General features: G+C 64.2%; 23 protein-coding genes. 15 read left to right on the forward strand and 8 right to left on the reverse strand.

The window, feature by feature from the left end; translation table 11 throughout:
* Positions 1–5 precede the first annotated feature (5 nt).
* Positions 6–1,445: an adenylosuccinate lyase gene (purB, locus tag HMPREF0291_RS04520; protein WP_005288628.1), complete on the forward strand. Its 1,440-nt coding sequence runs from the start codon at positions 6–8 to the stop codon at positions 1,443–1,445.
* 53 nt (positions 1,446–1,498) lie between these two features.
* Here purB and HMPREF0291_RS04525 read toward each other — a convergent pair whose 3' ends face one another.
* Positions 1,499–2,272 carry a hypothetical protein gene (locus tag HMPREF0291_RS04525; protein WP_005288632.1) on the reverse strand — a complete coding sequence of 258 codons (774 nt, stop codon included), beginning with the start codon at positions 2,270–2,272 and terminating at the stop codon, positions 1,499–1,501.
* A gap of 166 nt (positions 2,273–2,438) precedes the next feature.
* Here HMPREF0291_RS04525 and HMPREF0291_RS04530 point away from each other — a divergent pair, with 166 nt between their 5' ends.
* From HMPREF0291_RS04530 to HMPREF0291_RS04540, 3 genes are read left to right on the forward strand one after another with little or no spacing between them, the layout of a single operon-like run.
* A complete protein-coding gene (locus HMPREF0291_RS04530) occupies positions 2,439–3,311 on the forward strand; it encodes a phosphoribosylaminoimidazolesuccinocarboxamide synthase (RefSeq protein ID WP_005288635.1) in 873 nt (290 codons plus the stop codon).
* Complete coding sequence (locus tag HMPREF0291_RS04535; RefSeq protein ID WP_005288638.1) at positions 3,312–5,492, forward strand: S9 family peptidase; 2,181 nt, start codon at positions 3,312–3,314, stop codon at positions 5,490–5,492. It begins immediately after the preceding gene.
* Positions 5,493–5,501: 9 nt separating this feature from the next.
* Complete coding sequence (locus tag HMPREF0291_RS04540) at positions 5,502–6,191, forward strand: DUF2334 domain-containing protein (RefSeq protein ID WP_005288640.1); 690 nt, start codon at positions 5,502–5,504, stop codon at positions 6,189–6,191.
* Here HMPREF0291_RS04540 and HMPREF0291_RS04545 read toward each other — a convergent pair.
* From HMPREF0291_RS04545 to HMPREF0291_RS04555, 3 genes are read right to left on the reverse strand one after another with little or no spacing between them, the layout of a single operon-like run.
* Entirely contained in the window at positions 6,181–7,014 is an 834-nt protein-coding gene (locus HMPREF0291_RS04545) for a metal ABC transporter permease (RefSeq protein ID WP_005288642.1), read from the reverse strand. The two genes, HMPREF0291_RS04540 and HMPREF0291_RS04545, sit on opposite strands and share 11 nt — an antisense overlap.
* Complete coding sequence (locus HMPREF0291_RS04550) at positions 7,014–7,691, reverse strand: metal ABC transporter ATP-binding protein (protein WP_005288646.1); 678 nt, start codon at positions 7,689–7,691, stop codon at positions 7,014–7,016. The genes HMPREF0291_RS04545 and HMPREF0291_RS04550 overlap by 1 nt, the downstream gene beginning before the upstream one ends.
* A gap of 10 nt (positions 7,692–7,701) precedes the next feature.
* Positions 7,702–8,724 carry a metal ABC transporter solute-binding protein, Zn/Mn family gene (locus HMPREF0291_RS04555; protein WP_005288650.1) on the reverse strand — a complete coding sequence of 341 codons (1,023 nt, stop codon included), beginning with the start codon at positions 8,722–8,724 and terminating at the stop codon, positions 7,702–7,704.
* A 146-nt stretch (positions 8,725–8,870) separates the two neighbouring features.
* Here HMPREF0291_RS04555 and purS point away from each other — a divergent pair, with 146 nt between their 5' ends.
* From purS to HMPREF0291_RS04580, 5 genes are all read left to right on the forward strand, one after another.
* Positions 8,871–9,113: a phosphoribosylformylglycinamidine synthase subunit PurS gene (gene purS / locus HMPREF0291_RS04560; protein WP_005288654.1), complete on the forward strand. Its 243-nt coding sequence runs from the start codon at positions 8,871–8,873 to the stop codon at positions 9,111–9,113.
* Positions 9,110–9,790 carry a phosphoribosylformylglycinamidine synthase subunit PurQ gene (gene purQ / locus HMPREF0291_RS04565; protein WP_005288656.1) on the forward strand — a complete coding sequence of 227 codons (681 nt, stop codon included), beginning with the start codon at positions 9,110–9,112 and terminating at the stop codon, positions 9,788–9,790. The genes purS and purQ overlap by 4 nt, the downstream gene beginning before the upstream one ends.
* Positions 9,791–9,792: 2 nt before the next feature.
* Positions 9,793–12,132 (forward strand): phosphoribosylformylglycinamidine synthase subunit PurL, encoded by a 2,340-nt coding sequence (gene purL, locus HMPREF0291_RS04570; RefSeq protein ID WP_005288658.1) that lies wholly within the window; start codon positions 9,793–9,795, stop codon positions 12,130–12,132.
* A 233-nt stretch (positions 12,133–12,365) separates the two neighbouring features.
* Entirely contained in the window at positions 12,366–13,214 is an 849-nt protein-coding gene (locus HMPREF0291_RS04575; protein ID WP_050748788.1) for a RelA/SpoT domain-containing protein, read from the forward strand.
* A complete protein-coding gene (locus tag HMPREF0291_RS04580) occupies positions 13,211–13,447 on the forward strand; it encodes a hypothetical protein (protein ID WP_005288664.1) in 237 nt (78 codons plus the stop codon). The genes HMPREF0291_RS04575 and HMPREF0291_RS04580 overlap by 4 nt, the downstream gene beginning before the upstream one ends.
* Positions 13,448–13,541: 94 nt before the next feature.
* Here the strand turns inward: HMPREF0291_RS04580 and HMPREF0291_RS04585 are convergent, their stop codons facing one another.
* Entirely contained in the window at positions 13,542–14,546 is a 1,005-nt protein-coding gene (locus HMPREF0291_RS04585) for an acyl-CoA thioesterase (protein WP_005288668.1), read from the reverse strand.
* A gap of 57 nt (positions 14,547–14,603) precedes the next feature.
* Between HMPREF0291_RS04585 and HMPREF0291_RS04590 the strand changes: the two genes are divergently transcribed.
* The 4 genes from HMPREF0291_RS04590 to HMPREF0291_RS04605 all read left to right on the forward strand — a co-directional run bounded on the left by HMPREF0291_RS04590 (position 14,604) and on the right by HMPREF0291_RS04605 (position 17,964).
* Entirely contained in the window at positions 14,604–14,984 is a 381-nt protein-coding gene (locus HMPREF0291_RS04590; protein WP_040424210.1) for a sterol carrier family protein, read from the forward strand.
* Positions 14,985–15,016: 32 nt separating this feature from the next.
* Positions 15,017–16,513 (forward strand): amidophosphoribosyltransferase, encoded by a 1,497-nt coding sequence (purF, locus tag HMPREF0291_RS04595; protein ID WP_005288675.1) that lies wholly within the window; start codon positions 15,017–15,019, stop codon positions 16,511–16,513.
* A 3-nt stretch (positions 16,514–16,516) separates the two neighbouring features.
* Positions 16,517–17,584 carry a phosphoribosylformylglycinamidine cyclo-ligase gene (gene purM / locus HMPREF0291_RS04600; RefSeq protein WP_005288678.1) on the forward strand — a complete coding sequence of 356 codons (1,068 nt, stop codon included), beginning with the start codon at positions 16,517–16,519 and terminating at the stop codon, positions 17,582–17,584.
* A gap of 164 nt (positions 17,585–17,748) precedes the next feature.
* Positions 17,749–17,964, forward strand: coding sequence for a DUF3073 domain-containing protein (locus HMPREF0291_RS04605; RefSeq protein ID WP_005288680.1), 216 nt, complete (start codon positions 17,749–17,751; stop codon positions 17,962–17,964).
* Positions 17,965–17,987: 23 nt separating this feature from the next.
* Here HMPREF0291_RS04605 and ygfZ read toward each other — a convergent pair whose 3' ends face one another.
* Positions 17,988–19,178 carry a CAF17-like 4Fe-4S cluster assembly/insertion protein YgfZ gene (ygfZ, locus tag HMPREF0291_RS04610; protein WP_005288682.1) on the reverse strand — a complete coding sequence of 397 codons (1,191 nt, stop codon included), beginning with the start codon at positions 19,176–19,178 and terminating at the stop codon, positions 17,988–17,990.
* Positions 19,179–19,211: 33 nt separating this feature from the next.
* Between ygfZ and HMPREF0291_RS04615 the strand changes: the two genes are divergently transcribed.
* On the forward strand, positions 19,212–20,129 hold the full coding sequence (locus tag HMPREF0291_RS04615; protein WP_005288684.1) for an aminodeoxychorismate lyase: 918 nt from the start codon (positions 19,212–19,214) through the stop codon (positions 20,127–20,129).
* A gap of 21 nt (positions 20,130–20,150) precedes the next feature.
* On the opposite strand, the gene HMPREF0291_RS04620 is transcribed toward HMPREF0291_RS04615, so the two are convergent.
* Together HMPREF0291_RS04620 and HMPREF0291_RS04625 are read right to left on the reverse strand one after the other, a co-directional pair.
* Positions 20,151–20,840, reverse strand: a complete 690-nt coding sequence (locus tag HMPREF0291_RS04620) for a heme-binding beta-barrel domain-containing protein (protein WP_005288688.1) — start codon at positions 20,838–20,840, stop codon at positions 20,151–20,153.
* A 27-nt stretch (positions 20,841–20,867) separates the two neighbouring features.
* On the reverse strand, positions 20,868–21,662 hold the full coding sequence (locus HMPREF0291_RS04625; protein WP_005288691.1) for an LmeA family phospholipid-binding protein: 795 nt from the start codon (positions 21,660–21,662) through the stop codon (positions 20,868–20,870).
* A gap of 23 nt (positions 21,663–21,685) precedes the next feature.
* Here HMPREF0291_RS04625 and mshD point away from each other — a divergent pair, with 23 nt between their 5' ends.
* Positions 21,686–22,633 carry a mycothiol synthase gene (gene mshD, locus HMPREF0291_RS04630; protein WP_005288694.1) on the forward strand — a complete coding sequence of 316 codons (948 nt, stop codon included), beginning with the start codon at positions 21,686–21,688 and terminating at the stop codon, positions 22,631–22,633.
* Positions 22,634–22,746: the final 113 nt, after the last annotated feature.

Below are 22,746 nucleotides of genomic sequence, written 5' to 3' on the forward strand. Positions count from 1 at the left end.
CAGGCGTGACTACCCCGAATAGCAAGCCGAAGAACGCTAACGTCCTGTCCAACCGATACGCTTCGCCGGAGATGGCGCAGCTGTGGAGCGCCGAGCACAAGATCGTCCTCGAGCGTCAGCTGTGGATCGCGGTCATGCGTGCCCAGCGCGACCTGGGTATCGATGTGCCGGAGGACGCCATCGCGGCGTACGAGGCTGTGGTGGACCGTGTCGATCTGGACTCCATTGCGGAGCGGGAGCGCGTGACGCGCCATGACGTCAAGGCACGCATCGAGGAGTTCAACGCTCTCGCTGGCCACGAGCACATCCACAAGGGCATGACCAGCCGTGACTTGACGGAAAACGTTGAGCAGCTGCAGATCTACCGCTCGTTGGAGCTGGTGCGCGGCCGTGCGATCGCGGTGCTCAACGCGATCGGCAACCGGGCGGCGGAGTACCGCTCGCTTGTCATGGCGGGCCGGTCTCACAACGTCGCGGCGCAGGCAACGACGTTGGGCAAGCGTTTCGCTTCAGCTGCCGACGAGATCCTCGTCGCCCTAGACCGTATCGAGGACCTGTTGGGCCGATACCCGCTGCGCGGCATCAAGGGGCCGATGGGCACGGCGCAGGACATGCTCGATCTCGTCGGCGGGGATGAAGCGAAGCTCAACCAGCTCGAGGGCGCCGTCGCTGAGCATCTCGGTTTTGAGCGCGTCTTTGATTCTGTGGGCCAGATCTATCCGCGTTCGCTGGATTTCGACGCGGTATCTGCGCTGGTGCAGCTCGGCGCCGGCCCGTCCAGCCTGGCTACGACGATCCGTCTCATGGCCGGCAACGAGACGGTCACTGAGGGGTTCAAGGAGGGGCAGGTCGGTTCGTCGGCCATGCCACACAAGATGAACGCCCGTTCCTGCGAGCGCGTCGGAGGGTTCCAGGTAATTCTGCGTGGCTACCTCACCATGGTCGGTGATTTGGCGGGCCAGCAGTGGAACGAGGGCGATGTGTTCTGCTCGGTCGTGCGCCGCGTTGCGCTTCCGGACGCTTTCTTCGCCATCGACGGCATGATGGAGACTTTCCTGACCGTCCTCGCGGAGTTCGGCGCTTTCCCGGCGATGATCACTCGCGAGCTTGACCGCTACTTGCCGTTCTTGGCCACGACGAGGATTCTCATGGCGTCAGTACGCGCTGGCATCGGCCGCGAAACAGCGCACGAAGTGATCAAGGAGCACGCTGTCGCGATGGCGCTGGACATGCGTGAAAATGGTGCGGAGCAGAACCTCATTGAGAGGCTTGCTAGCGACGACCGTCTCCCCCTGACCCACCACGACCTCGAAGCAGCCCTGGCTGACCGCCACGCCTTCATCGGCGCAGCCGAGTCGCAAGTGGACAACGTGCTCGACCGCATCCAGGTCTGGGCACAGAAATACCCCGAGGCGGCGGGTTACGCCCCGGGGGACATTCTGTAGCAGCTGCGGGTGCTGCAATGACCGGTGCTGCGTCGGCGCAGCACCGGCGGGATTTACTCGAAGTAGACCTTGCCGTTGGGGAAGGTGGAGTCGGACTTGCCGAAGTTCATCTCAACGCCGGTGGCTTCGAGACCGGCGCCGCTGGACTCGGTGAAGGTGATGGTGGCACGCTTGTACTCCTTGCCTTCCTGCATGTCCTTGGTACTGGAGGGCATGCGGTCGGACTCGTGAATACCGCAGAGGGTCTCGTTGTCGCCGGAGATGTAGTTGGCTTGGCGGCCCTGCGGGCCGGTCGGGCTGAATCTCGGCGGGGTGAAGATCTCGGAGTCCTTGGCGGCGTCGCTCTCGCCGGCGCCGAGGTACTTGATGGTGGCGATGAAGCACTTGAAGCCGGTGTAGTCCTGGCCGGTCAGGCCGCCGCCGGCGTTGGTCTGGACCTCGTCGACGGTCATCTCCTTAGCGGGGTCGACGGTGACCTCGAAGAACAGCGGGGTCTCGGACTCGTAGCCGGGCAGGACGATGTCGACGGGCTCGCCCAGCTTGGCCTTGTCGCCGTCGTTGGCGGGGCTGAAGCCGGCGGGTGCGCCGGGGTATTCGGAGTTGGAGGATCCGGAGGTCCCCTCCGTGCTGGGCTCTTCGCTCTCAGCGGAGGCGGGGCCTTCTTCGGCACCTTCGTCGGTGGTGTTGTCTTCACCTTCGGTGGACTCCTCGTTGCCCGATGGGCCGAACGGAAGCTCCATCATGGAGCAGCCGCTCAGCGTCAGTGCGGAGGCAGTGAGGACGGACAGCAGTGCAGGGCGAACGGTTTTGTGTGTGATCTGGGTCATGGCGGTAATTATAAACAGTTTTAGTTGCGTCGCTGACTAACTGAATTTTTCCCACTCATTTTAAATAGTGGAGGCTAAGTTTTTCCCGGGCGTGCACACGACGCACGCCCTTCCATGAAGGCCGGTGGTGGGACGTGGGAAAGTGAACCGGCGTAGAGTCGCCAGCATGCGTCCTGAGCTTTCTGACTACAAGCATTTGTCTGCCGGCAAGGTCCGCGAGATCTACGAGATCGACACGGACACCTTGCTGATGGTGGCCACTGACCGGATCTCAGCTTTCGATTATTCTCTCGACCCGGAGATTCCCGACAAGGGCAAAATCCTTACACTGACCAGTGCGTTCTTCTTTGACCTGCTCGCGGAGTTCCCGAATCACCTCGCCGGCCCGTTGGATGACGGGAGGATTCCGGAGGATGTGCTGGGGGGTGCTTTCGTCGTGAAGCGATTGGACATGGTGCCGTTCGAATGCGTGGTGCGCGGGTACCTGACTGGCTCGGGCAAGAAGGAATATGACGCGACGGGCTCGGTGTGTGGCGTTGAGTTGCCCGACGGCTTGGTGGAGGCGTCGAAATTGCCGGAGCCGATTTTCACGCCGGCGACGAAGGCGGAGCAGGGCGACCACGATGTCAACGTCAGCTACGACTACATGGCGCGGGAGATCGGCGAGGATTTGGCGTCGCGGCTGCGCGAGACAACGCTGGCGATTTACACGAAGGCGGCGCAGTACGCGGAGTCGCGCGGGATCATTCTCGCGGACACGAAGTTTGAGTTCGGGCTCGATGACAACGGCACGCTGGTGCTTGCCGACGAAGTTCTCACCCCGGACTCCTCCCGCTACTGGCCCGCGGATTCCTATAAGGAAGGGGAGGCGCAGCCGAGCTTCGACAAACAGTACGTGCGCAATTGGCTGAGCCAGAAGTCCGGCTGGGATGCGGATAGCGGCACACCGCCGCCGGAGCTGCCGGGCTCGGTGGTGGAGGCCACCCGCGAGCGCTACATCGAGGCCTACGAGCGTCTGAGCGGAAAGAAGTTCATCTAGATGCAGCAACCCAAAGCAGCGAAACACCCCGTCACCCGCAGTTTCCACGGTCGCGATTTCGTCGACGACTACGAATGGATGCGCGACAAGGACAATCCGGAGACCATCGCGTACCTGGAGGCGGAAAACGCGTACACGCAGGAGCAAACGGCGCACCTGACCGAGCTCACCGACGCGATTTACGGCGAGATCAAGTCGCGCGTCAAAGAGACCGACATGTCCGTGCCGCAGCGCCAGGGCGACTGGTGGTACTACGGCCGCACGGAGGAAGGTAAGGATTACGGCATCAGCTGCCGCGTGCGTGTCGACGATTCCACCGATCCCTGGACCGCCCCCACCCTTCCCGCTGACGGCTCCGGTCTGCCGGGCGAGCAGACCATCCTCGATGGCAACGCTCTCGCCGAGGGCCACGACTTTTTCTCCATGGGCGCCTCTAGTGTGACTACGTCGGGCCGCTACTTGGCGTACTCGGTGGACACGGCTGGTGACGAGCGCTTCGACCTGCGCATCAAAGACCTCGAGACGGGCGAACTGCTCGGCGACGTCATTCCCGGCGTCTTCTACGGCGCGACGTGGGCGGGGGAGGACTACCTCTTCTACACGCGTGTCGACGACGCGTGGCGCCCCCACCAAATCTGGCGCCACCGTCGCGGCACGGACGCCGCCGACGACGTGCTGGTCTACCAAGAGGATGACGAGAAGTTCGGTGTCGCCATCACCGCCGACCGTTCCGAGCGCTACCTGTTCCTCATTGCTTCTTCAACACTGACGTCGGAGAACCGAGTGCTGCCGATGTCGGAGCCCGAGGGCGAGTTCGAGCTGCTGTGGCCGCGCGAGTCCGGCGTGGAGTATTTCGTCGACCTCGCCGTCCTCGCTGATACAGGTGATACAGGCAGTGAGCGCGAGCATTGGGTGATCACCCATAATGCGCACGGCCCGAACTTCGCCGTCGGCACGTGCCCCGTCCCCGAGCAGGTGGATGCGGGGTTGCCGCCGATCCGCGAGCTCGACGAGCTCATCGCGCATGACGACGAGCGCCGCATCGAAGGCACCGACATCTACCGCGACTTCATGTTTCTCGCGTATCGACGCGGCGGCATCGGCCGCCTCGCCGTCGCTGACCTCACCGGCGGTTTCGGAGAGTTCAAGGAGTTGGAGTTCTCCGAAGAGCTCTACACCGCTGGCCTGGGCGGCCACCCGGAATGGGACACCCCGGTTGTGCGCGTGACCTACGGGTCCTACACGCAGCCGCCTCAGGTGTTGGACTACCGCGTTGCCACTGGCGAGTTCACATTGCTCAAGGAGCAGGAGGTCGAAGGCGGCTACGACCCGTCCGATTACATCGCCGAGCGGATGTGGGCCACGGCTAGCGACGGGACGAAGGTTCCGATGTCGGTGGTGAGGAGGCGGGATGTCGAAGTGGGCGTCGATAAGCACAAGCCGTGCTTGCTGTATGGATACGGCTCGTACGAAGCGTCGATGGACCCGGGCTTCTCCGTCGCTCGGTTGAGTCTGCTCGACCGCGGCATGGTGTGGGTGTGCGCCCACGTGCGCGGCGGCGGCGAAATGGGCCGGCTGTGGTACGACCACGGTAAAGGCCTGGAGAAAATGAACACCTTCACCGACTTCATCGCCTGCGCTGACGCCCTCGTGGACGCGGACGTGACCAGCTACGATCAACTCGTCGCAGAAGGCGGCTCCGCCGGCGGCATGCTCATGGGCGCGGTGGCGAACCTTGCCCCGGAGAAGTTCGCCGGCATTCAGGCGATCGTGCCATTCGTCGACCCTCTCACCTCTATCCTCATGCCGGAGCTGCCGCTAACCGTGGGGGAATGGGAAGAATGGGGCGACCCGTACCACGACCCGGAGGTCTACGACTACATGGCGCAGTATGCGCCATACGAGAACATCGAGGCCAAGGACTATCCGGACATCCTCGCGGTGACCAGTCTCAACGACACGCGCGTGCTGTTTGTGGAGCCGGCGAAATGGATCGCCAAACTGCGCGACACCGCCACGGGAGGGCAGTTCCTGCTGAAGACCGAAATGGCGGCCGGGCACGGCGGCGTATCGGGCCGGTACGCGCAGTGGAAGCAGACCGCATTCGAATACGCGTGGACACTGGCGACAGCCGGAGCAGTCGCGGTCGAGCCGGGCACGTCCGCAGGCGCTGTGGAATAATTGGTGCCTATGCCCGGCTACCTGCTTGTCTCTGTCTCGTCGATTTTTGATGAGACGCGTAAAGACGTCCAGAAGCTCGTAGCCGACTTAGATGAACGCGAAATTCCAGTGTCGTTGCTGGTGGCGCCGCACATCGACAAGAAGTGGCACCTGGCGAAAGACAAGTCGACCCGCGGGTGGCTGCATGACCAAATGGAAACCGGGCGGGGCCTGATCCTCAACGGTTTCGACCAGCCCGTGCAGGGTCGCCGCGCCGAGTTCGCCGCGCTGGAGGAGCATGAAGCGCGCCTGCGTCTCAAAGGTGCGACGCGGCAAATGGCGAAGCTCGGTTTCGAGCTGGACACCTTCGCTCCGCCGCGCTGGCGGATGTCGGAAGGGACGCTCGTGGCGCTGCAGCACTTCGACTTCCGGCTCGCCGCGTCTGAGCGCGGCATTCACTTCTTGCGCAGCGGCGACATCGAGTACGCCCGCAACCTGTCGGTGGGTGAAGGTTACGGCGCAGCTGGCTGGTGGCGCCGCAACGTGATCAACGCGGCGGTCCGCAGCGCGAAACGCGGCAACACGGTGCGCTTGTCGGTCTCGGGGCGCAACTTGGACTCCAAAAAGGTGCGCAACGACTTCGTCCAGGCTGCCGTCGAGGCTGCCGACGAAGGGTTGAAGCCGGTCAACTACCGGGACCTGAAGAAGCCTAAGCGCTAATCCGGCGCCGCTGCACGCCGCCGATGATGCGGCAGACCAGGTAGATCCCGAAGGAAATGAAGGCGACAAAGACACTGACCGGTACCCCCGGCGCCAGCGACAGGATCATTCCGCCGACGGCGGCGACCTCGGCGAACAGGACCGACCACCCCACCGCGTGAACCGGGTTCGCTGTGATCTGAGATGCTGCTGCGCCGGGTGTGATCAGCAGCGACATGACCAGCAGGGCGCCGACGATCTGCACCGACTGCGCCGAGGCGATGCCGACGAGGACCGCGAACGTGATGGACATGGCGCGCACCCGCACGCCCGATCCCGCAGCCATGATGGGATCGGCAGAGGCGTAGAGCATCGGCCGCCACAGCACTGCCACAGCGGCGACAACGGCGACCGTCGTGACCGCGAGCAGGGCGACGTTGTGTCCGGACACGCCGACAACCTGGCCGGTCAACAGCGACAGCGCGCGGTTGGAATTGCCGGGGTAGAGGTGGATGAACAGCACGGACAAACCCATGCCGAAGCTCATGACCACGCCGACCGCAGAGTCCTGCTGTCCACGGAAGCCGAGCGCCGCCAGCACGATTGCCGCGACGACCGCTCCGGCCACAGCGCCTACGCCGACGTTGAGACCGAACAGGAGCGCCGCGGAGGCCCCCATGAGCGCCAGCTCTGAGGTCGCGTGCACGGAAAACGACATCTGCCGCAGCACGATCAACGGCGCCATCACACCGGAAAGCACGCCCAGCAGTGCACACGCAGCCAGCGTTGCCTGCACGAAGTCCATGCCCAGGAGGTACTGGGTCATCTCAAAGAATCCGTCCATTACAGCACCACCATGCGTCCGTTCGCTTCGATGACGTCGACACGCGTGCCGTAGAGCTCGCTGAGCACCTCGGAGCGCATGACCTCGCCGACAGTGCCGACGGCATGGCCTTTCGGGCCCAGGTAGAGAACGCGGTCGACCACATCAAGGAACGGGTTGATCGAGTGCGTCACGCACAGCACGGCAGCGTCTAAGTTTTTCAGCCGTGCCACAGTCTGCCGTTCGCGGGCGAGGTCGAGGGAGAGGAGGGGCTCGTCGGCAAGCAAAAGCTCGGGTTGTTTCGCCAACGCTTGAGCCTGGCGGATGAGTTGTTGCTGCCCGCCGGAAAGCAGGCCCACACGCTTGTCGGCGAACCGTTCAGCGCCGACAGCGACGAGTAGTTCGTCGACAGCGCTGCGCGACGGCCGACGCCCATGCGAGAGGGCGAGCGAAACAAGGTCGCGCCCGCGCACCGGCAGATCCTGCGGGAACATCTGCTGCTGCGGGATGAACCCGACGCGGCCGCGGACGTCGACTTCTCCGGCGGTGAGGCGGCGCGTGCCCAAAATTGTGTGCAGCAACGTCGATTTGCCCACGCCGTTGGGGCCGAGGACGGCGATGAATTCGCCACGCTCGACGGTCAGGTCCACCCCCGACCACAATGGCGCGACAGCGGCGCCGGTGAACTGCGCAATCACGTGGGGGAGCTTAGCCGACGCGGCTGTCGATTTCGGTCTCGGGCTGCGGCTCGGCCTTCTCGGCAATCGCGGCGATGTCGCCCACGACCTGCTCGAAATAATCGAGGAAGTTCGTGCCCTCCGGCGGGGTCTCGCGAATTTCGACGATGGGCACGTTGTTCTCCTCCGCCGCCTTCACCAGGCGGTCGGTGGCGTTGTTGCTGCTTTGCGGATTGACAATGAGCAGGTCAAGATCGCCGCTTTCAATCTGCTCGATGAAGTCCGCCACTGCTGACACTGACGGCTCGGAGTGGTTGAGGGCCGCACGCGAGTACTCCTCCGGGGTGAGATCGTGCAGCTCCGTGCCCCAAATCAGCGGCGCGCCGATCGTCTCCGTCATAGCCACGTGCACGTGGGGCAACGCGGCCAGGCGGTCTTCGATCGCGCCCATTCGCTTTTCGACGCTCCCAGCGTCACCCCCAACCCTCTCTTCAACCTGGGCAGCAACGTCTTTGACCTTGCTCGGCGCCATCCAGACGTGCTCGAGCTGGTCGATGTCCTGGGGCAGTCCGGCGGTGGAGTGGTCGCCGTGGTCATGACCGTCGTGATCGTGCTCGTGATCGTGCTCGTGATCGCTGTGGCTGTGATCGTGCTCCTCTTCCGCGCCGTGGTTCTGCAGCGGGACAGCGTGAATGACGCGGTCTTGCTCGGCGACGGTGTAGAGGGCGGCGTCGTAATGCCCGCCGTTAGCGACGACGGTGCCGGCCTGCTTGAGGCGGGCGAGGTCTTTGGCGTTGGGTTCGAAGTAGTGGGGGTCGAGGGAGGCGTCGCTAATAATGGCGTTGACGTCGGTGCCGGTGACGGCGGAGGCGACATCGGCCCACACCTTCGTGGTGGCCACGACGCTGGCCGGGTCAGCCCCGCCGGCCCCTTCAACACCGTCGCCACCGGAGGCAGAGTCGGTGGAGCAGCCGACGAGAGCGGCGCCGGCCAGGACTGCGGCGGAGGTGGCGGAGAGGGCTCGTGTGAGGGGGCTGAATCGCGGTTGTTTCATAGGACTCATCAAACCATTGTTGAAAACAGATTTCAATACGAACAGTGTTCTGTCGTCTATGGAGTGTGGGCCCTGTCGGATATACTGGCCGAGTATTTCTGCTGTTCTTTGGCAGCTTCGGAAACGATCTCTCGCGAAGGATTCTCATGGCACGTGTCGTAGTCAATGTCATGCCCAAGGCTGAAATTCTGGACCCGCAAGGCCAGGCGGTGCACCGTGCGCTGGGGCGCATCTGCGTCGATGGTGTTACGGATGTCCGCCAGGGCAAGCGTTTCGAGCTTGAGGTGGAGGACTCCGTGACGGACGAGGAGCTTCAGCGCGTGGCGGAAACGCTGCTAGCCAACACGGTTATCGAGGACTTTTTCATTGTGCGGGAGGAAGTCAAGTGACCGCCACGATCGGAGTGATCACGTTCCCGGGCACGCTTGACGACGTTGATGCGATCCGCGCCGTCCGCAACGGCGGCGCCGAACCGAAACCGTTGTGGCACGCCGACGAGGACTTGACCGGTGTCGACGCGGTGATCGTGCCCGGCGGTTTTTCCTACGGCGACTACCTGCGTTCGGGCGCGATCGCGGCAATGGCGCCGATGATGCGTACTGTCGTGGACGCTGCGAATAAAGGCATGCCGGTGCTGGGCATCTGCAACGGTTTCCAAATCCTCACTGAAGCGGGCCTGCTGCCGGGCGCGCTGACGCGCAACGAGGGGCTGCACTTCCACTGCGTGGACACCTACCTCGAGGTGGCCAACACCGAGACCGCGTGGACGAACGAGTTCACCTCCGGCTCCAAGATTCTTGTCCCGGCGAAGCACGGCGAGGGTCGCTTCCAGGCCGACCAGGCCACCATTGACGAGCTCGAGGCAGAAGGTCGCGTCGTGTTCCGCTACACGGACAACTTCAACGGCTCGATCAATTCCATTGCGGGTGTCACCAGTAAGAATCGTCGTGTGGTGGGGGTTATGCCGCACCCGGAACATGCCGTCGATACGCTCACGGGCCCGTCGACCGATGGCCTGGGGCTGATCCGCTCGGCGCTCAACGAGATTTCCAAGATTGGAGCGTAACTGTGGCCGTACACAATGACACCGTCGAGGCCGCGAAGGCATCGCCTGAGCAGGAGCAACCGTACGCCGCGCTGGGCCTGAAAGATGACGAATACGCTCGCATCCGCGAGATTCTCGGCCGCCGCCCCACCGATGCGGAGCTGACCGTGTACTCCGTGATGTGGTCGGAACACTGCTCCTACAAGTCGTCGAAAGTGCACCTGCGCTACTTCGGCGAGACGATGACCGAAGAGATGGGCGCGAAGTTGCTCGCCGGCATCGGTGAGAACGCCGGTGTGGTCGACATTGGTGACGGCAACGCGGTGACCTTCCGCGTTGAGTCCCACAACCACCCCAGCTACGTGGAGCCCTACCAGGGTGCGGCGACCGGTGTTGGCGGCATCGTGCGCGACATTATGGCGATGGGTGCCCGCCCGATCGCGGTCATGGACCAACTGCGCTTCGGTCCGGCTGACGCGGAAGACACGAAGCGAGTTCTGCCGGGTGTGGTGTCCGGCATCGGCGGCTACGGCAACTCGCTGGGCCTGCCCAACATCGGTGGTGAGACCTGCTTCGACGAAACCTACGCAGGTAATCCGCTGGTCAACGCACTGTGCGTGGGCACCCTCAAGGTCGAGGACCTCAAGCTCGCCTTCGCGTCCGGTAAAGGCAACAAGGTCATGCTGTTCGGCTCGCGCACCGGCCTCGACGGCATTGGCGGCGTGTCCGTCCTCGCCTCTGAGAGCTTCGAAGATGGTGCGGAGCGCAAGCTGCCCGCCGTGCAGGTCGGTGACCCCTTCGCGGAGAAGGTGTTGATCGAGTGCTGCCTCGAGCTCTACGCCGCTGACGTGGTCGTGGGCATCCAGGACCTTGGCGGCGCGGGCCTAGCCTGCGCGACCTCCGAGCTGGCTGCTGCCGGCGACGGCGGTATGCGCGTCAACCTCGACGCTGTCCCGCTGCGCGCAGAGAACATGACTGCCGCAGAAATCCTCGCCTCCGAGTCGCAGGAGCGCATGTGCGCTGTCGTCGCGCCGGAGAACGTCGAGCGTTTCAAGGAGATCTGCGCCAAGTGGGACGTCAACTGCGCTGAGATTGGTGAGGTCACCGGCGAGGGCGACCGCCTAGTCATTGAGCACAACGGTGAGGTCGTTCTCGACGCTCCGCCGTCCACGATCGCCGACGAAGCTCCGGTGTATGACCGTCCCTGGGCTCGTCCGGAGTGGATGGATGAGGTGCAGGTGGCTGGTGACGTCGATAAGCAGGAAGACCTGGCGGACGCATGGCTGAAGATGGTCGCATCGCCGGCATTGTGCTCGCGCGATTGGATCACCGAGCAGTACGACCGCTACGTGCGCGGCAACACGGTGCAAGCGCGCCACGCGGACTCCGGCGTTTTGCGTATCGACGAATCCACCCGCCGCGGTGTCTCCGTCTCCGCCGATGCATCCGGACGCTACACCTACCTCGACCCCAACATGGGTGCGCGGCTGGCGCTGGCTGAGGCGTACCGCAATGTCGTCGTGACCGGCGCGCGGCCAGTCGCTGTGACCAACTGCCTCAACTTCGGCTCGCCGGAGAACCCCGACGTGATGTGGCAGTTCCGCGAGGCAGTCCACGGGCTTGCCGACGGCGCAGTCGAACTGAGCATCCCTGTCTCCGGCGGCAACGTGTCCTTCTACAACCAGACTGGAGACACCCCGATCCTGCCGACGCCGGTCGTCGGCGTGCTCGGTGTGATGGACGACGTGGCTGCATCCGTCAGCCCGCGCGTGGTCAACAACGGTGAATCCGAGATTCTCGTGCTGCTGGGCGAGACCCGCGACGAGTTCGGCGGCTCCGTGTGGCAGGAGATCTCTGGTGCGCCGCTGCGCGGCCTGCCGCCGCAGGTCGACCTGGCCAACGAGGCGCGCCTGGCCGAATTCTTCGCGCCCGAATCCCCAGCCGCCGAAGATTCGGATCGCCCAGACGGTTCACCCGCCCGCGGCCTCACCGCCGCCCACGATTTGTCCGAAGGCGGGCTGGCGCAGGCTGTCTTCGAGATGATCAAGGAGACCGAGAAGGGCGCGGAGCTGGATCTGTCCGGCGTGCACGAGGATGCATTCACCGCGCTGTTCTCCGAGTCCGCTTCCCGCGTGCTCGTCGCGTGCAGCCCGGACCGCGTCGACCGCGTTGTCGCCGACGCCACCGAGCTGGGCATTCCGGTGGCCATTGTCGGCTCGACGAACCTTTCCGGTGACATCACGTTCGCCGACGGCACGGCAGCCGCCGGTCAGAGCGTATCTGTCGCGGCGCTGCGTGCCGCGTGGTCGGCGACACTGCCTGGCCTGTTCGCGCACGCCGACGCCCCGAACTCTGCGGTGTAAACGCAGGGCTTTAACCGCATACTCCCCGGCACCCGCCTCACTTCGTCTGAGCGGTGGCCGGGGAGTTTCCTTTTCACGCAACGGGAAGTCCTGGCTGCATGTGACTAGGAGCGACAGGGCGGTTAGCCGCAGTGCGAATCGAACGCACGTTCGACGATAGGGCAAGTCGTGTCGGTCAGACGTTTTAAAGTGCAAAACCAATCCACTTGAACGTAGCTAAGGAGGGGCTTGAAGTGGATCTGAACAGTAAGCCGCCTTTCTCGAAGGGCGATATGAAGCGAGCCGGAAAAGCGCTCATGGTGGGCGAGGGTCTGGATGTAGAGAAGTACGCGGAGATCGTGGCCTGGCACCAGGACCTAATCGTGCTTATACGTGAAACGTGTGAGCGTGTGATCGCTCGCTACCAGGAAGAATATGGTGATAGCGACCATCTTCATTCAATTTCACGTGTGTTTGGCAGCGATCGCACGAAGAGCAAAGACACGCTCACCGCAAAGCTGGGACGTATCGGAATGAGTCTTGATTCGATACAGGATTTTGCAGGTGTCAGATACGATATCGAGGCGGGTTTGACCGCGCAAACTTATCTAGCTGGCCGTTTTGAATCTGCATTCTCTGACATGGGTGCCTCTGTGAATGTGCGTGATTACCGTCAGGATACCCAGCAGGGGTATCGCGCCATTCATCTTTGGTTGCGTATGCCAGCTGGCCGAGTGGAGATTCAACTCCGGACGTCATTGCAATCACGCTGGGCCAGCCTGAACGAGTTTCTTGGAGACAAAGTCGGGCGCTCGATCCGTTATGAGGAGCCTCAGGAGAGTGACTTCCCTGAATTGTTCGTGATCATTGAAAGGGTGCGTTTCTTCTCTGAAGCAATCCGGTCCATCGAGGAAAGGCGCGAGATGTTGCTGCGGGATCTGAGTGTGCAAGCAGATATCGCGGATGCTCTCGTTCTGCGCAACCTGCAGCGATCTGACCAAGAGACGGCAGAGATACTAGAATTGATGGCCGTAACCAGTTCCGAAATTGCCTACTTAGAAGCGAAACCTGCCTCACAGATGAAGGAGGGGGATGACTCATGATCGCCTATCTGATCGAGTACCACCGTCCAACGGGACGGCTCAATCTGACCCCGTATGAGGATGCTCATGAAGCATCGCGCGAGTGCATCCGTTTGGAAACAGAGCGGACTGACCCCGATCTTGAACTGGTCGTGATTCGTTCGGACAACATTGAGACTTTGCGCAGTACGCACGCCCGGTTCTTCATGGGTGAAGATGCAATCATCCACGATCTCGTCCCCGCGAACGCCTAACGGCCAAACCAATCAAACAGGCCGGGGCTGGAGCGCTGCGAACCAGCGTTCAGGCCCCGGTCTTCCTGCTGCCAGAAACGTACGGGCAGGCCGTCTAGTCGACGGTCTGGCGGGCCGGGTTCGGCTCGACCAGGGGCATCGGCGCGTACTTCTGGCGCAGGTCCTGCAGGATCTGCGTGTGCTCCCAGAGGGCCTTGTCCTCGTCGGTGACGGGGGTGAACTGGCGGGCGGGCAGGGGGGTACCGTCGATGTCGACGGCCATGTAGGTGAAAGTGGCATGGATGGCGGTGACCAGATTGTCGCGGCCGCCGCGGGGGTCGCCGGCGCGCACGTGCGTGGTCACGTTCATGGATTTGTTGCCGGTGCGTGTCATGCGCGCGTCGACTTCGATGAGGTCACCGATGGAAATGGGTTTGTAGAAGCGGATGCCGCCGGCGTAAACGGCGAAGGTGCGTTCGCCGGACCATTCCATGGTGCAGGAGGTGCCCACGGAGTCGATCCATTCCATGGCGGTGCCGCCGTGGACTTTGCCGCCCCAGTTGATGTCGGTGGGTTTTGCCATGAAGCGGTGGATGATGCGCGGGGCGCCGGAGTCGCCGTCGTAGGACTGCTTGAGCATTTCGGTTTCGATCTCGTCGCGCAGCTGGATGCGGGATTTCGCGGCTTCTTGGACGCGGCGTTCCTCGTCGGTGGTGGGCACGAAGGCGGGCACGGGCATGGATTTGCCGGTCTCGGGGTTCTTGGCCACGAAGATGACTAGGCAGTCGCAAGCACGGGTGAACACGCCTTCGCGCGGGTCGGCGGAGAGCACTTCGTTGACGATGTGCATGGAGGAACGCCCAGTCATGGCGATGCGGGAGCGCACCTCGACGATGTGGCCGGACGGGATGGGGCGGGTGAAGTGGATGTGGCCGACGTAGGCGGTGACGCAGTAGGTCGCAGACCACTGGACGGCGCAGGCGTAGGCGGCTTTATCGATCCATTCGAGCACGCGGCCGCCGGAGACTCCTTGGGATCCGGCGAGCACAACGTCGGTGGGGGCGGCCATGAAGCGCAGGGTGATGGAGGGGTCTTTGGTCGGCGTTACCTTCTCGGTCATTGCTCTGACTTTAGTCCTTGCTGGGTAAGCAGGCTGAGTCGGCCTAGGATGGGCGCCATGGCTCCGAAGAATGATCCTGTTGCGACGCGTGCGGCTGTTGAGGCGGTGCGCGGGTGGATCGAGGATCCGTCGCAGCCGCGTCCTCCGCGCGCCCAGCTCGCAGATGCTTGTCGACGCACCGCCCGCGCCCTCGCCAACGAACTCCCCGGTCACACTGTGGAACTTCGGGTCCCGCCGTTCGTGGCGGTGCAGTGCGTGGAAGGGCCGAGGCACACCCGCGGGACGCCGCCGAATGTGGTGGAGATGGCTCCGGAGGTGTGGCTGCAGCTGGCGACGGGGCAGGCTGAGTTTGCGGAAGCGGTCGCTGACGGCCGGGTGAGCGCCTCCGGTTCGCGCGCCGGGGATGTGGCTGCTGGCCTGCCCGTGGTGCGGTTCTGATTGCCCCTCTACGCGGGTGATCCACTAAAGTTATGCAGGTGCAGAACCCGATGCTGAATCTGGAAGCAGACGAGCCCGAGCCACGCGAAGAATGCGGTGTGTTCGGGGTGTGGGCGCCCGGGGAGGACGTGTCGAAGCTGACGTACTTCGGCCTGTTCGCCCTCCAGCACCGCGGCCAGGAGGGTGCCGGCATCGCGGTGGGCGACCAGGGGCGCATCGTGGTCTTCAAGGACAGCGGGCTGGTCTCCCAGGTTTTCGATGAGGCGATCCTCGACGCGTTGCAGGGCGATGTGGCGATCGGCCACACCCGCTATTCCACAGCTGGTGCGCAGAGCTGGGAGAACGTCCAGCCGATGTTCCGGACCTCGCCGAACGGCACGGATGTGTCGTTGGCGCACAACGGCAATCTGACGAACTACGCGACACTGCGCGATGAGGCAGTTGCGCGCAAGCTCGTCCCGCGCGACGGCGTCGACGGGCAGGGGTCTTCGTCCGACACGGCTGTTGTCAGCGCCTTGCTTGCCGACGGAGTGACCGGCGATCGCACCCTGCTCGATTCCGCCCGCGAACTGTTGCCGCAGATTAAGGGCGCTTTCTGTCTGGTGTTCACCGACGGCCACACTTTGTACGCTGCCCGTGACCCGCACGGTGTGCGCCCGCTGTCGCTCGGCCGGTTGGAGAAGGGCTGGGTCATCGCCTCTGAAACATCCGCGCTGGACATCACGGGCGCTTCTTTCGTGCGCGACATCGAGCCGGGCGAGCTCATTGCGATCGACGCCTCCGGCATCCACACCGAACGTTACGCCGACCCGGCGCCGAAGACCTGCGTATTCGAGTACGTCTACATTGCCCGCCCCGATTCGGTCATCGAGGGCAAGACAGTCAACGCGGCCCGCCTGGAGATTGGCCGTAGGTTGTCGCATGTGGCGCCGGTGGATGCGGACGTCGTCATGCCTGTGCCGGAGTCGGGCACTCCAGCTGCAATTGGATATGCCGAAGAGTCCGGTATTCCGTTCGCGCAGGGCCTGATGAAGAACGCGTATGTAGGGCGCACGTTCATCCAGCCGTCGGACACGCTGCGCCAGCTGGGCTTGAGGTTAAAGCTCAACCCGGTGCGCGAGATCATCGAGGGCAAATCGCTTGTGGTCGTGGACGACTCCATCGTCCGCGGTAACACGCAGCGCAAACTGATCCGAATGCTGCGTGAAGCGGGCGCTGCCGAGGTGCATGTGCGCATTGCGTCGCCGCCGGTGAAGTGGCCGTGCTTCTACGGCATTGACTTCGCCAGCCCGGGCGAGCTGATTGCTAACAACGCCGGCGGGGATGATGCCGCTGTCGCCGAGAACATTTGCCGCGTCATCGGTGCGGATACACTGGCATTCGTCTCGATCGACGACATGATCGCCTCCACGGAGCGGCCCGCGGCAAGCCTGTGTGCGGCCTGCTTCGACGGCCACTACCCGCTGGGCCTGCCGGAGAACAACGTGAACGCGGATGCCGTGCGCCGCATTCAGGAAGGGATGTTTTAAGCCATGACCACCCCCGAGTCGGAAGTCTCCTACGCCGCTGCCGGCGTCAACATTGAGGAAGGCGACCGCGCAGTCGAGCTGATCAAGGACCACGCCAAGCGCGCCACCCGCCCCGAGGTCCGTGGTGGACTGGGAGGCTTCGCCGGTCTCTTCGCGCTGGGTAACTACAAGCAGCCGCTGCTCGCGGCTGGTTCGGACGGTGTGGGCACGAAGCTCGCCGTCGCCCAGGCGATGGACAAGCACGACACCATCGGCATCGACCTGGTGGCCATGTGCGTCGACGATCTTGTGGTCTGCGGCGCGGAGCCGCTGTTCCTGCAGGACTACATCGCGGTGGGCAAGGTCGTGCCGGAGAAGATTGCCGATATCGTCGGCGGCATTGCCGAGGGCTGCGTCCAGGCCGGATGCGCCCTGCTCGGCGGGGAGACCGCGGAGCACCCCGGCGTGATGGGGGAGAACGAGTACGACGTGTCCGCCACCGCTGTCGGCGTGGTGGAAGCTGAAGAGGTGCTCGGGCCGGACCGCGTGCGCGAGGGGGACGTCATCATCGGCATGGCCTCCTCTGGCCTGCACTCCAACGGCTACTCGCTGGCCCGCCACGTCCTGCTGGAAAAGGCCGGCCTACCGCTGGACGGCCACATCGAGGAGCTGGGTCACACCCTCGGCGAGGAGCTGCTGGAGCCGACCCGCATCTACGCCCTGGATTGCTTGGCGTTGGCCAACGAGTGCGAGGTGCGCACGTTCTGCCACGTCACCGGCGGCGGCCTGGTGGGCAACATGGAGCGCGTCATCCCCGAAGGCAAGGTCGCGGAAATGCACCGCGCGACATGGAGCCCGCCGGAGATCTTCCGCACGATCCGCTCTGTGGGCAAGGTGCCGGACACCGAGATGGAGAAGACCTTCAACAAGGGTGTCGGCATGGTCGCCATCGTTGCGCCGGAGGACCGCGACCGCGCGCTGGCGATGCTCACCGCCCGCCACGTCGAATGCTGGGAGCTTGGCGAAGTCCGCGGCACCACCGACGCAGACGAGGGTGCACGCGCTGTGCTTGTGGGATCCCACTCTTTCTAAAATTTTCCTGCGCTGCTCGTGTGGCCGTGTTTGCGCAGGCGGCGGCTGTGTGCGCGTTAATTTGACTCGCACGCTATTATGGCTTGCAGGACAAATTTTTAAGATATGAAAAGGGCCGCCGAATTCCCGAGCCGCCCTTTAGGACACCTCAAGGGGGTCACGCCATGGGCCGCGGACGCGCCAAAGCAAAGCAGACCAAGGTTGCACGCCAGCTGAAGTACAACACGCCTGACATGGATCTGGATTCGCTCCAGCGTGAGCTTGCAGGCGAGCCCACCCGTTCCGAGTGGGACGAGGATGACTCCGACGACTACGAGGTAGACCCGCAGTACGCTGAGTACGCGGACTGGGATCCGGAGGACGACGCGCAGCGTCGATAAGCTCGCTTAAGCGCACCCCGTTTTTATGTGGTGGGGTGCGTTTTCGCGTTGCCGCGCAGCTTATCGACGGCCACCCGCCCCGCCCGCTGGCCCTCATCCGCAGGGAGAGAGTCAGGGTCGACGGACGCGGAAATGACGATTGGATCGGCGGCGCTTTCTGTGCCGTCGGCGTCGTCTGCGCCGGTGCCCGCGAGGATTTCCAGCTGCGCACCGACAGCCGCGGCGGGGCCCGACGTGGCTGGGGCGTTGAGAGCAGACCGCTTCACCAGCGCTAGGCCGATCGGACCGTAGTCGCAGTCGTGCGCGACGGAGCCGAGGCGTCCGACGGTGCGCCCGCCCATGGTGATGGTGTCACCGGGCTGGGGGTCGACGGGGGCAGAACCGTCGATATGCAGCATGACCAGAAGGCGTGGGGAACGGCCGAGGTTCTCCACACGCGCGACGGTCTCCTGGCCGCGGTAGCAGCCCTTGTCTAGGTGCACGGCGCCCAGGTTGCCGCCCCGGGCGATGAGCGTGTGCACTTCGTGCGGGATGGATTTGGCGTCGAGGTCTGCACGCTGCTCTGGTTCGAGGGCCTTGATGCGCTCGGCTGTGAAGGTCATGATGCCGGCGGGCGTCAGTGCCGCGCCGTCGGCACCGGTAAGTGCGCGGAAAGCGTTCATCAACTCCTGGCGCGGGACGGCGATGTCAACGCGCCGCGGGCCACGCCAGTCGACGGTGCGCACGAACGCGGGAGTCGCGGCGAGCACGCCTGGGTCGAAGGAAGACGGGGCACCGAGCACGGTGAGGATGGCCAGGTCCGCCTCTTCGACGGTGACGTCGGACCAGAAGATCATCTTGGTCAGGAAGTCGAGGAAAGTCTCGAAGGCGTAGGAGGGGACATCGAGGTAGAAGGCGTCCTCAGTGCGGGTGACATCGGCGTGGTGGAGGATCCGGCCTTGCATGTCCAGGTCGAGGGCGGCGGCGGTGAAGCCGGGGGAGACATCGTCAAGCTTCTGCGAGAGCAGGTTGTTCAGGAACACCGGCGCGTCAGGCCCGGCGACGCGGATGACGTGGCGGTGGCTGCGGTCGATGACCACCCCGCCGCGTTCGACTGCGCGTTGTTCGCGCAGGGGGTCGCTGTAGTGGGAGGGGACGCCGGCGGCGTCGATAAGCGACGCGTCGGGTAGTTCTGTGGCGCCGCGCACGGCGAGGATAGGCGAACGGTAACTCACCTGTCCGATCCTACGCGGGCATAATGGGCCGGTATGCGCGCCCAACAGCCAGTGATCTATCTCGTGGAGCCGTTCGGCGGTTCCCTGCGACGCCAAAACGCCAACCTTCCGCACGTGTACTGGGACGATGCTGCCGTCACGCGCGGCGATGGCTGCTTTGAGACCATCCTAATCCGCCACGGTGAACCGGTGAATCTGGCGGCACATGTGCAACGCTTTCAAAGTTCTGCGCAGCTGCTGGGCCTGCCCGCGCCGGAAGCGGCGACGTGGGAGAAGGCGACAGCCGAGGCAGTGGGGGACTTCGTGCGCGAATCCGGACTCGACGCGGCGGAGGTGGAGGCGAAGTGCCAGTGGACGTACACCCGTGGGCGTGAGTCGACGGGCGTGCCCAGCGCCTGGGTGACGGTCCGGCCGATTCCGCAGGAGCAGCTGGACCAGCGCGAAAATGGTGTGCGCGTGATGACGGCGCAGCGCGGCTACACCCTAGCCAGCGGCAGCGACGCCGAGGCCGCGCCGTGGCTGACTGTCGGCGCGAAGTCGCTCAACTACGCCGCGGCAATGGCTGCGCTGCGGTGGGCGAAGCAGAACGGATACGACGATGTCATCTACGTCGACGCGTCCGGCCGCGTACTGGAAGGAGCGACATCGTCTGTGCTGGTGGTCAGCGGCGGCAAGCTGCGTACGCCGGTCACGGGCGGCGACGTGCTGCCCGGCACGACACAGGCGGCCGTGTTCACCCTCGCCGAGCGTGACGGCTGGAAGTGCAAAGAGAAAGCCCTCACCGTCGCTGACCTGCGCGGCGCCGACCAGGTATGGTTAGTCAGCTCCGTCCGCGGCGGGGTGCGCGTCACCACGATCGACGGGGAGGAGCTGCCTGCACCGTCCAAGAAGGACGAGAAAAAGCTGCGCCAGCTTATCGACGCAGCTTTGGCAACCCCAGCCACTTCTTAACGGCCGAGCACAGCGAGACCGTTAACCAGCCACGCGCTTGAGCTCGCCCGACATGTAGGGGATGAAGGTGATGTCGTCCTGGGTGGAGCCGGCGGCGACCCGCTCGTCGACCCAGCCCAAGTTGTTGTTCGGCATGAGACCGTACAGGCGCTTGCCGGGGCCGTGGGTGGCGGGGCCGGTCTCCGTGGCGATGGTCGAGGCCGACTGCAGCTGCCAGGCGCGCTCGTTGACGGGCTCGCCGTACATGATCTCCACCAGGCCGCGGGAGTTGGTCAGGGTGACCTCGATGGCGTCGTCGAGGGAGATGCGCCAGAAGCCGGTCTCGCGCTGATCGGCGCCGACGGGGTTGCCGTCAGCATCGATGCGCCACGTGCGGGAGTCGAAGCGCAGGTAGTTCTCACCGTCGTGGGAGATGATCAGTTGCTGGCCGAAGGCGTATTCGGCGGCGTCGCCGTCAGCAGCGCTGTCGTCGACGGCTTGGCCGGTGCCCTGCCAGACGCCCACCAGTGGCAGCAGTGCCAGGAGGCCGTCGTGCAGGCTGGGGCCTTCGCGCAGGTTCGCGGTGTCGTCCGGAAGCGGGATTTCATCGAGCCCTAGCGCCGGGATGTTGCGGTGCGCGGTGTTCTTCGACTGCTCTGCGGCGAGGTTGACTGCCTCGTTGCCGTCCAGGGCGTTGCGCTCAGGGGTCGTGCAGTTGTCGGTGTTGTCCATGCCTACCCACAGTAGTCACCGCGGGACCTAACGGGCAGTGGCGGCTACCGGCGAGAGCATGTCTTGGGTCAGCTCCACATCCCGGCGTTGTGCAGAAAAGCGGATGGAGCCGCCGGAGACGTCGACTTTGTCTGCCTGCGCACCGATCGGTAGGTCGCGGGTGTCTAGTTCGAGGGTGTAGGCGGAGGTGACGGTGTCGGTGAGCGCGTCGGGGACGTCGATAAGCTGCTTCGGCTCCATGCGGAAGGTTGTGCCGGTCAGACGCAGGGTGACCACCGCGGTGGTTTTCTCCTCTGTGCCGGGGACGGTGCCGGAGAGCTGGGCTTCGGCCTCGCTGCCGCCGGTCGGGGAGATGTTGTACGGGTTGGCGATGTCCAGGTCCGTCATGCCCAGTAACTGGCCGAATGCGACGCCATCGAGCGACAGCGTGTTCTCCACGCGTTTGGCGCGCGCACCAATGAAGTCAGCGGCGTAGGCCTTATCTGCGGGGATCGTGATCTCGTAGATGTCGGTGCGGGAATTGGCGATGCCAATGCCGTCTACCTGCACATCGAGCGCCTGGAAACTCACGCGTGGCACCTCATCGGTGAAGCGGACCTGTGCGAACGGAAAACCGCCGACGTACGTCTCCGGGTCTGCCGCCAAATCGTCTGCGGCGCGTGCGTTCGCCGCCAAGCGCTTCTCGATGCTCGCCGTGCCCGCCGCGTCTGTCACGAACCCGATTCCGAGCACAACCGCAAGGACTCCAGCGACCACTGCGCCGGCTTTGAGCCCCGTGCGCGGCGTTGTCTGCCACTGCGCCAATGTCGTGCCGTCCGCCATGCCTTTTACCGTAGCCTGGGGGCATGACGGACGTTTCCATTACCACTGTTTCCTTCCGCGACCGCGACGCTGACACAGCCGGGGCGGCGCGCGATATCCTCGCCCGCGCTGCTGAGCACGATGGCGTGGAGGTGTTCTCCGAGGCCTTCGTCCGCGGTCTCAACGGCGATGAGCACACGCACATCGCGGCGCTTATCGACGGCTCCCTTGCTGGCCTCGCCGCCCTCGCCCCCGACGGATCGGCCGAGCTGGCAGTCGACCCGCCGCGGCGCGGTGCTGGAGTAGGCGCAGCGTTGGCGCGGGAGGTGCTGCAGCGCCGTGACGACGCTGGTTTGTGGGCGCACGGAAACCTGCCTGCAGCGCAGGCGCTCGGAGCATCTCTTGACCTCGATGTTGTGCGCGAGCTGCTTGTCATGGATGTCGCGGGAGAGAAGCTGGCGGCCGTCGCGCGGGGCACGGATGAATTGCTGGGCGAGATCGCATCGTGGGCGGGTGGCTCCCATATAGAGGACATCAGTTACGCGGAGGCGGTGGGCAAGTGGGGGCGCGAAGACGTCGATAAGCAATGGCTCGCTGTGAACAACGACGCGTTTTCGTGGCACCCCGAGCAAGGCGGCTGGGATCTGAACCGGCTGAAAGAGGGAATGGACACGGACTGGTTCGACCCGAACGGCGTGCGGCTGCTGTGGGATGTTTCCGGCGGGCCGGCGTTAGCGGGATTCCACTGGACGAAGCGGCATTCCCGCACTCTCGGTGAGGTCTACGTTGTCGGATTGGCGAGCAATTACCGTGGCACCGGGCTAGGCGAACCGCTGATGCGCGCCGGGCTGGAGCACTTGGTGAATGGCGGTGCGCAGCGCGTCATCCTGTACGTGGAGTCAGACAACGAGCCAGCGGTGAAAAGGTACGTAGACATGGGGTTTAGCGTCGCGGAACGCCATGTTGTCTACTCAAATCAGCGCACTTTGTGACATAGAACGCACCACTAATTCACAGGAGACCACAAAGTTAACGCATTGTTCACCGTTTAGAACCTGTTGGGTTAACGCGCAGCCCGTAGCTTTCCCATACGTGAGCACCCAGC

It is taken from the genome of Corynebacterium genitalium ATCC 33030, from assembly GCF_000143825.1.
Lineage (GTDB): Bacteria > Actinomycetota > Actinomycetes > Mycobacteriales > Mycobacteriaceae > Corynebacterium > Corynebacterium genitalium.

What these genes read in the sequence shown, in the direction of transcription:
- HMPREF0291_RS04590 (WP_040424210.1), top strand. Translation starts at nt 14,604, where the DNA reads ATGGCTCCGAAGAATGATCCTGTTGCGACGCGTGCGGCTGTTGAGGCG.
- HMPREF0291_RS04620 (WP_005288688.1), bottom strand. Translation starts at nt 20,840, where the DNA reads ATGGACAACACCGACAACTGCACGACCCCTGAGCGCAACGCCCTGGAC.
- mshD (WP_005288694.1), top strand. Translation starts at nt 21,686, where the DNA reads ATGACGGACGTTTCCATTACCACTGTTTCCTTCCGCGACCGCGACGCT.
- HMPREF0291_RS04540 (WP_005288640.1), top strand. Translation starts at nt 5,502, where the DNA reads ATGCCCGGCTACCTGCTTGTCTCTGTCTCGTCGATTTTTGATGAGACG.
- HMPREF0291_RS04605 (WP_005288680.1), top strand. Translation starts at nt 17,749, where the DNA reads ATGGGCCGCGGACGCGCCAAAGCAAAGCAGACCAAGGTTGCACGCCAG.
- purM (WP_005288678.1), top strand. Translation starts at nt 16,517, where the DNA reads ATGACCACCCCCGAGTCGGAAGTCTCCTACGCCGCTGCCGGCGTCAAC.
- HMPREF0291_RS04545 (WP_005288642.1), bottom strand. Translation starts at nt 7,014, where the DNA reads ATGGACGGATTCTTTGAGATGACCCAGTACCTCCTGGGCATGGACTTC.
- HMPREF0291_RS04625 (WP_005288691.1), bottom strand. Translation starts at nt 21,662, where the DNA reads ATGGCGGACGGCACGACATTGGCGCAGTGGCAGACAACGCCGCGCACG.
- HMPREF0291_RS04525 (WP_005288632.1), bottom strand. Translation starts at nt 2,272, where the DNA reads ATGACCCAGATCACACACAAAACCGTTCGCCCTGCACTGCTGTCCGTC.
- HMPREF0291_RS04555 (WP_005288650.1), bottom strand. Translation starts at nt 8,724, where the DNA reads ATGAAACAACCGCGATTCAGCCCCCTCACACGAGCCCTCTCCGCCACC.
- HMPREF0291_RS04585 (WP_005288668.1), bottom strand. Translation starts at nt 14,546, where the DNA reads ATGACCGAGAAGGTAACGCCGACCAAAGACCCCTCCATCACCCTGCGC.
- purS (WP_005288654.1), top strand. Translation starts at nt 8,871, where the DNA reads ATGGCACGTGTCGTAGTCAATGTCATGCCCAAGGCTGAAATTCTGGAC.
- HMPREF0291_RS04580 (WP_005288664.1), top strand. Translation starts at nt 13,211, where the DNA reads ATGATCGCCTATCTGATCGAGTACCACCGTCCAACGGGACGGCTCAAT.
- purF (WP_005288675.1), top strand. Translation starts at nt 15,017, where the DNA reads ATGCAGGTGCAGAACCCGATGCTGAATCTGGAAGCAGACGAGCCCGAG.
- HMPREF0291_RS04530 (WP_005288635.1), top strand. Translation starts at nt 2,439, where the DNA reads ATGCGTCCTGAGCTTTCTGACTACAAGCATTTGTCTGCCGGCAAGGTC.
- HMPREF0291_RS04615 (WP_005288684.1), top strand. Translation starts at nt 19,212, where the DNA reads ATGCGCGCCCAACAGCCAGTGATCTATCTCGTGGAGCCGTTCGGCGGT.
- HMPREF0291_RS04535 (WP_005288638.1), top strand. Translation starts at nt 3,312, where the DNA reads ATGCAGCAACCCAAAGCAGCGAAACACCCCGTCACCCGCAGTTTCCAC.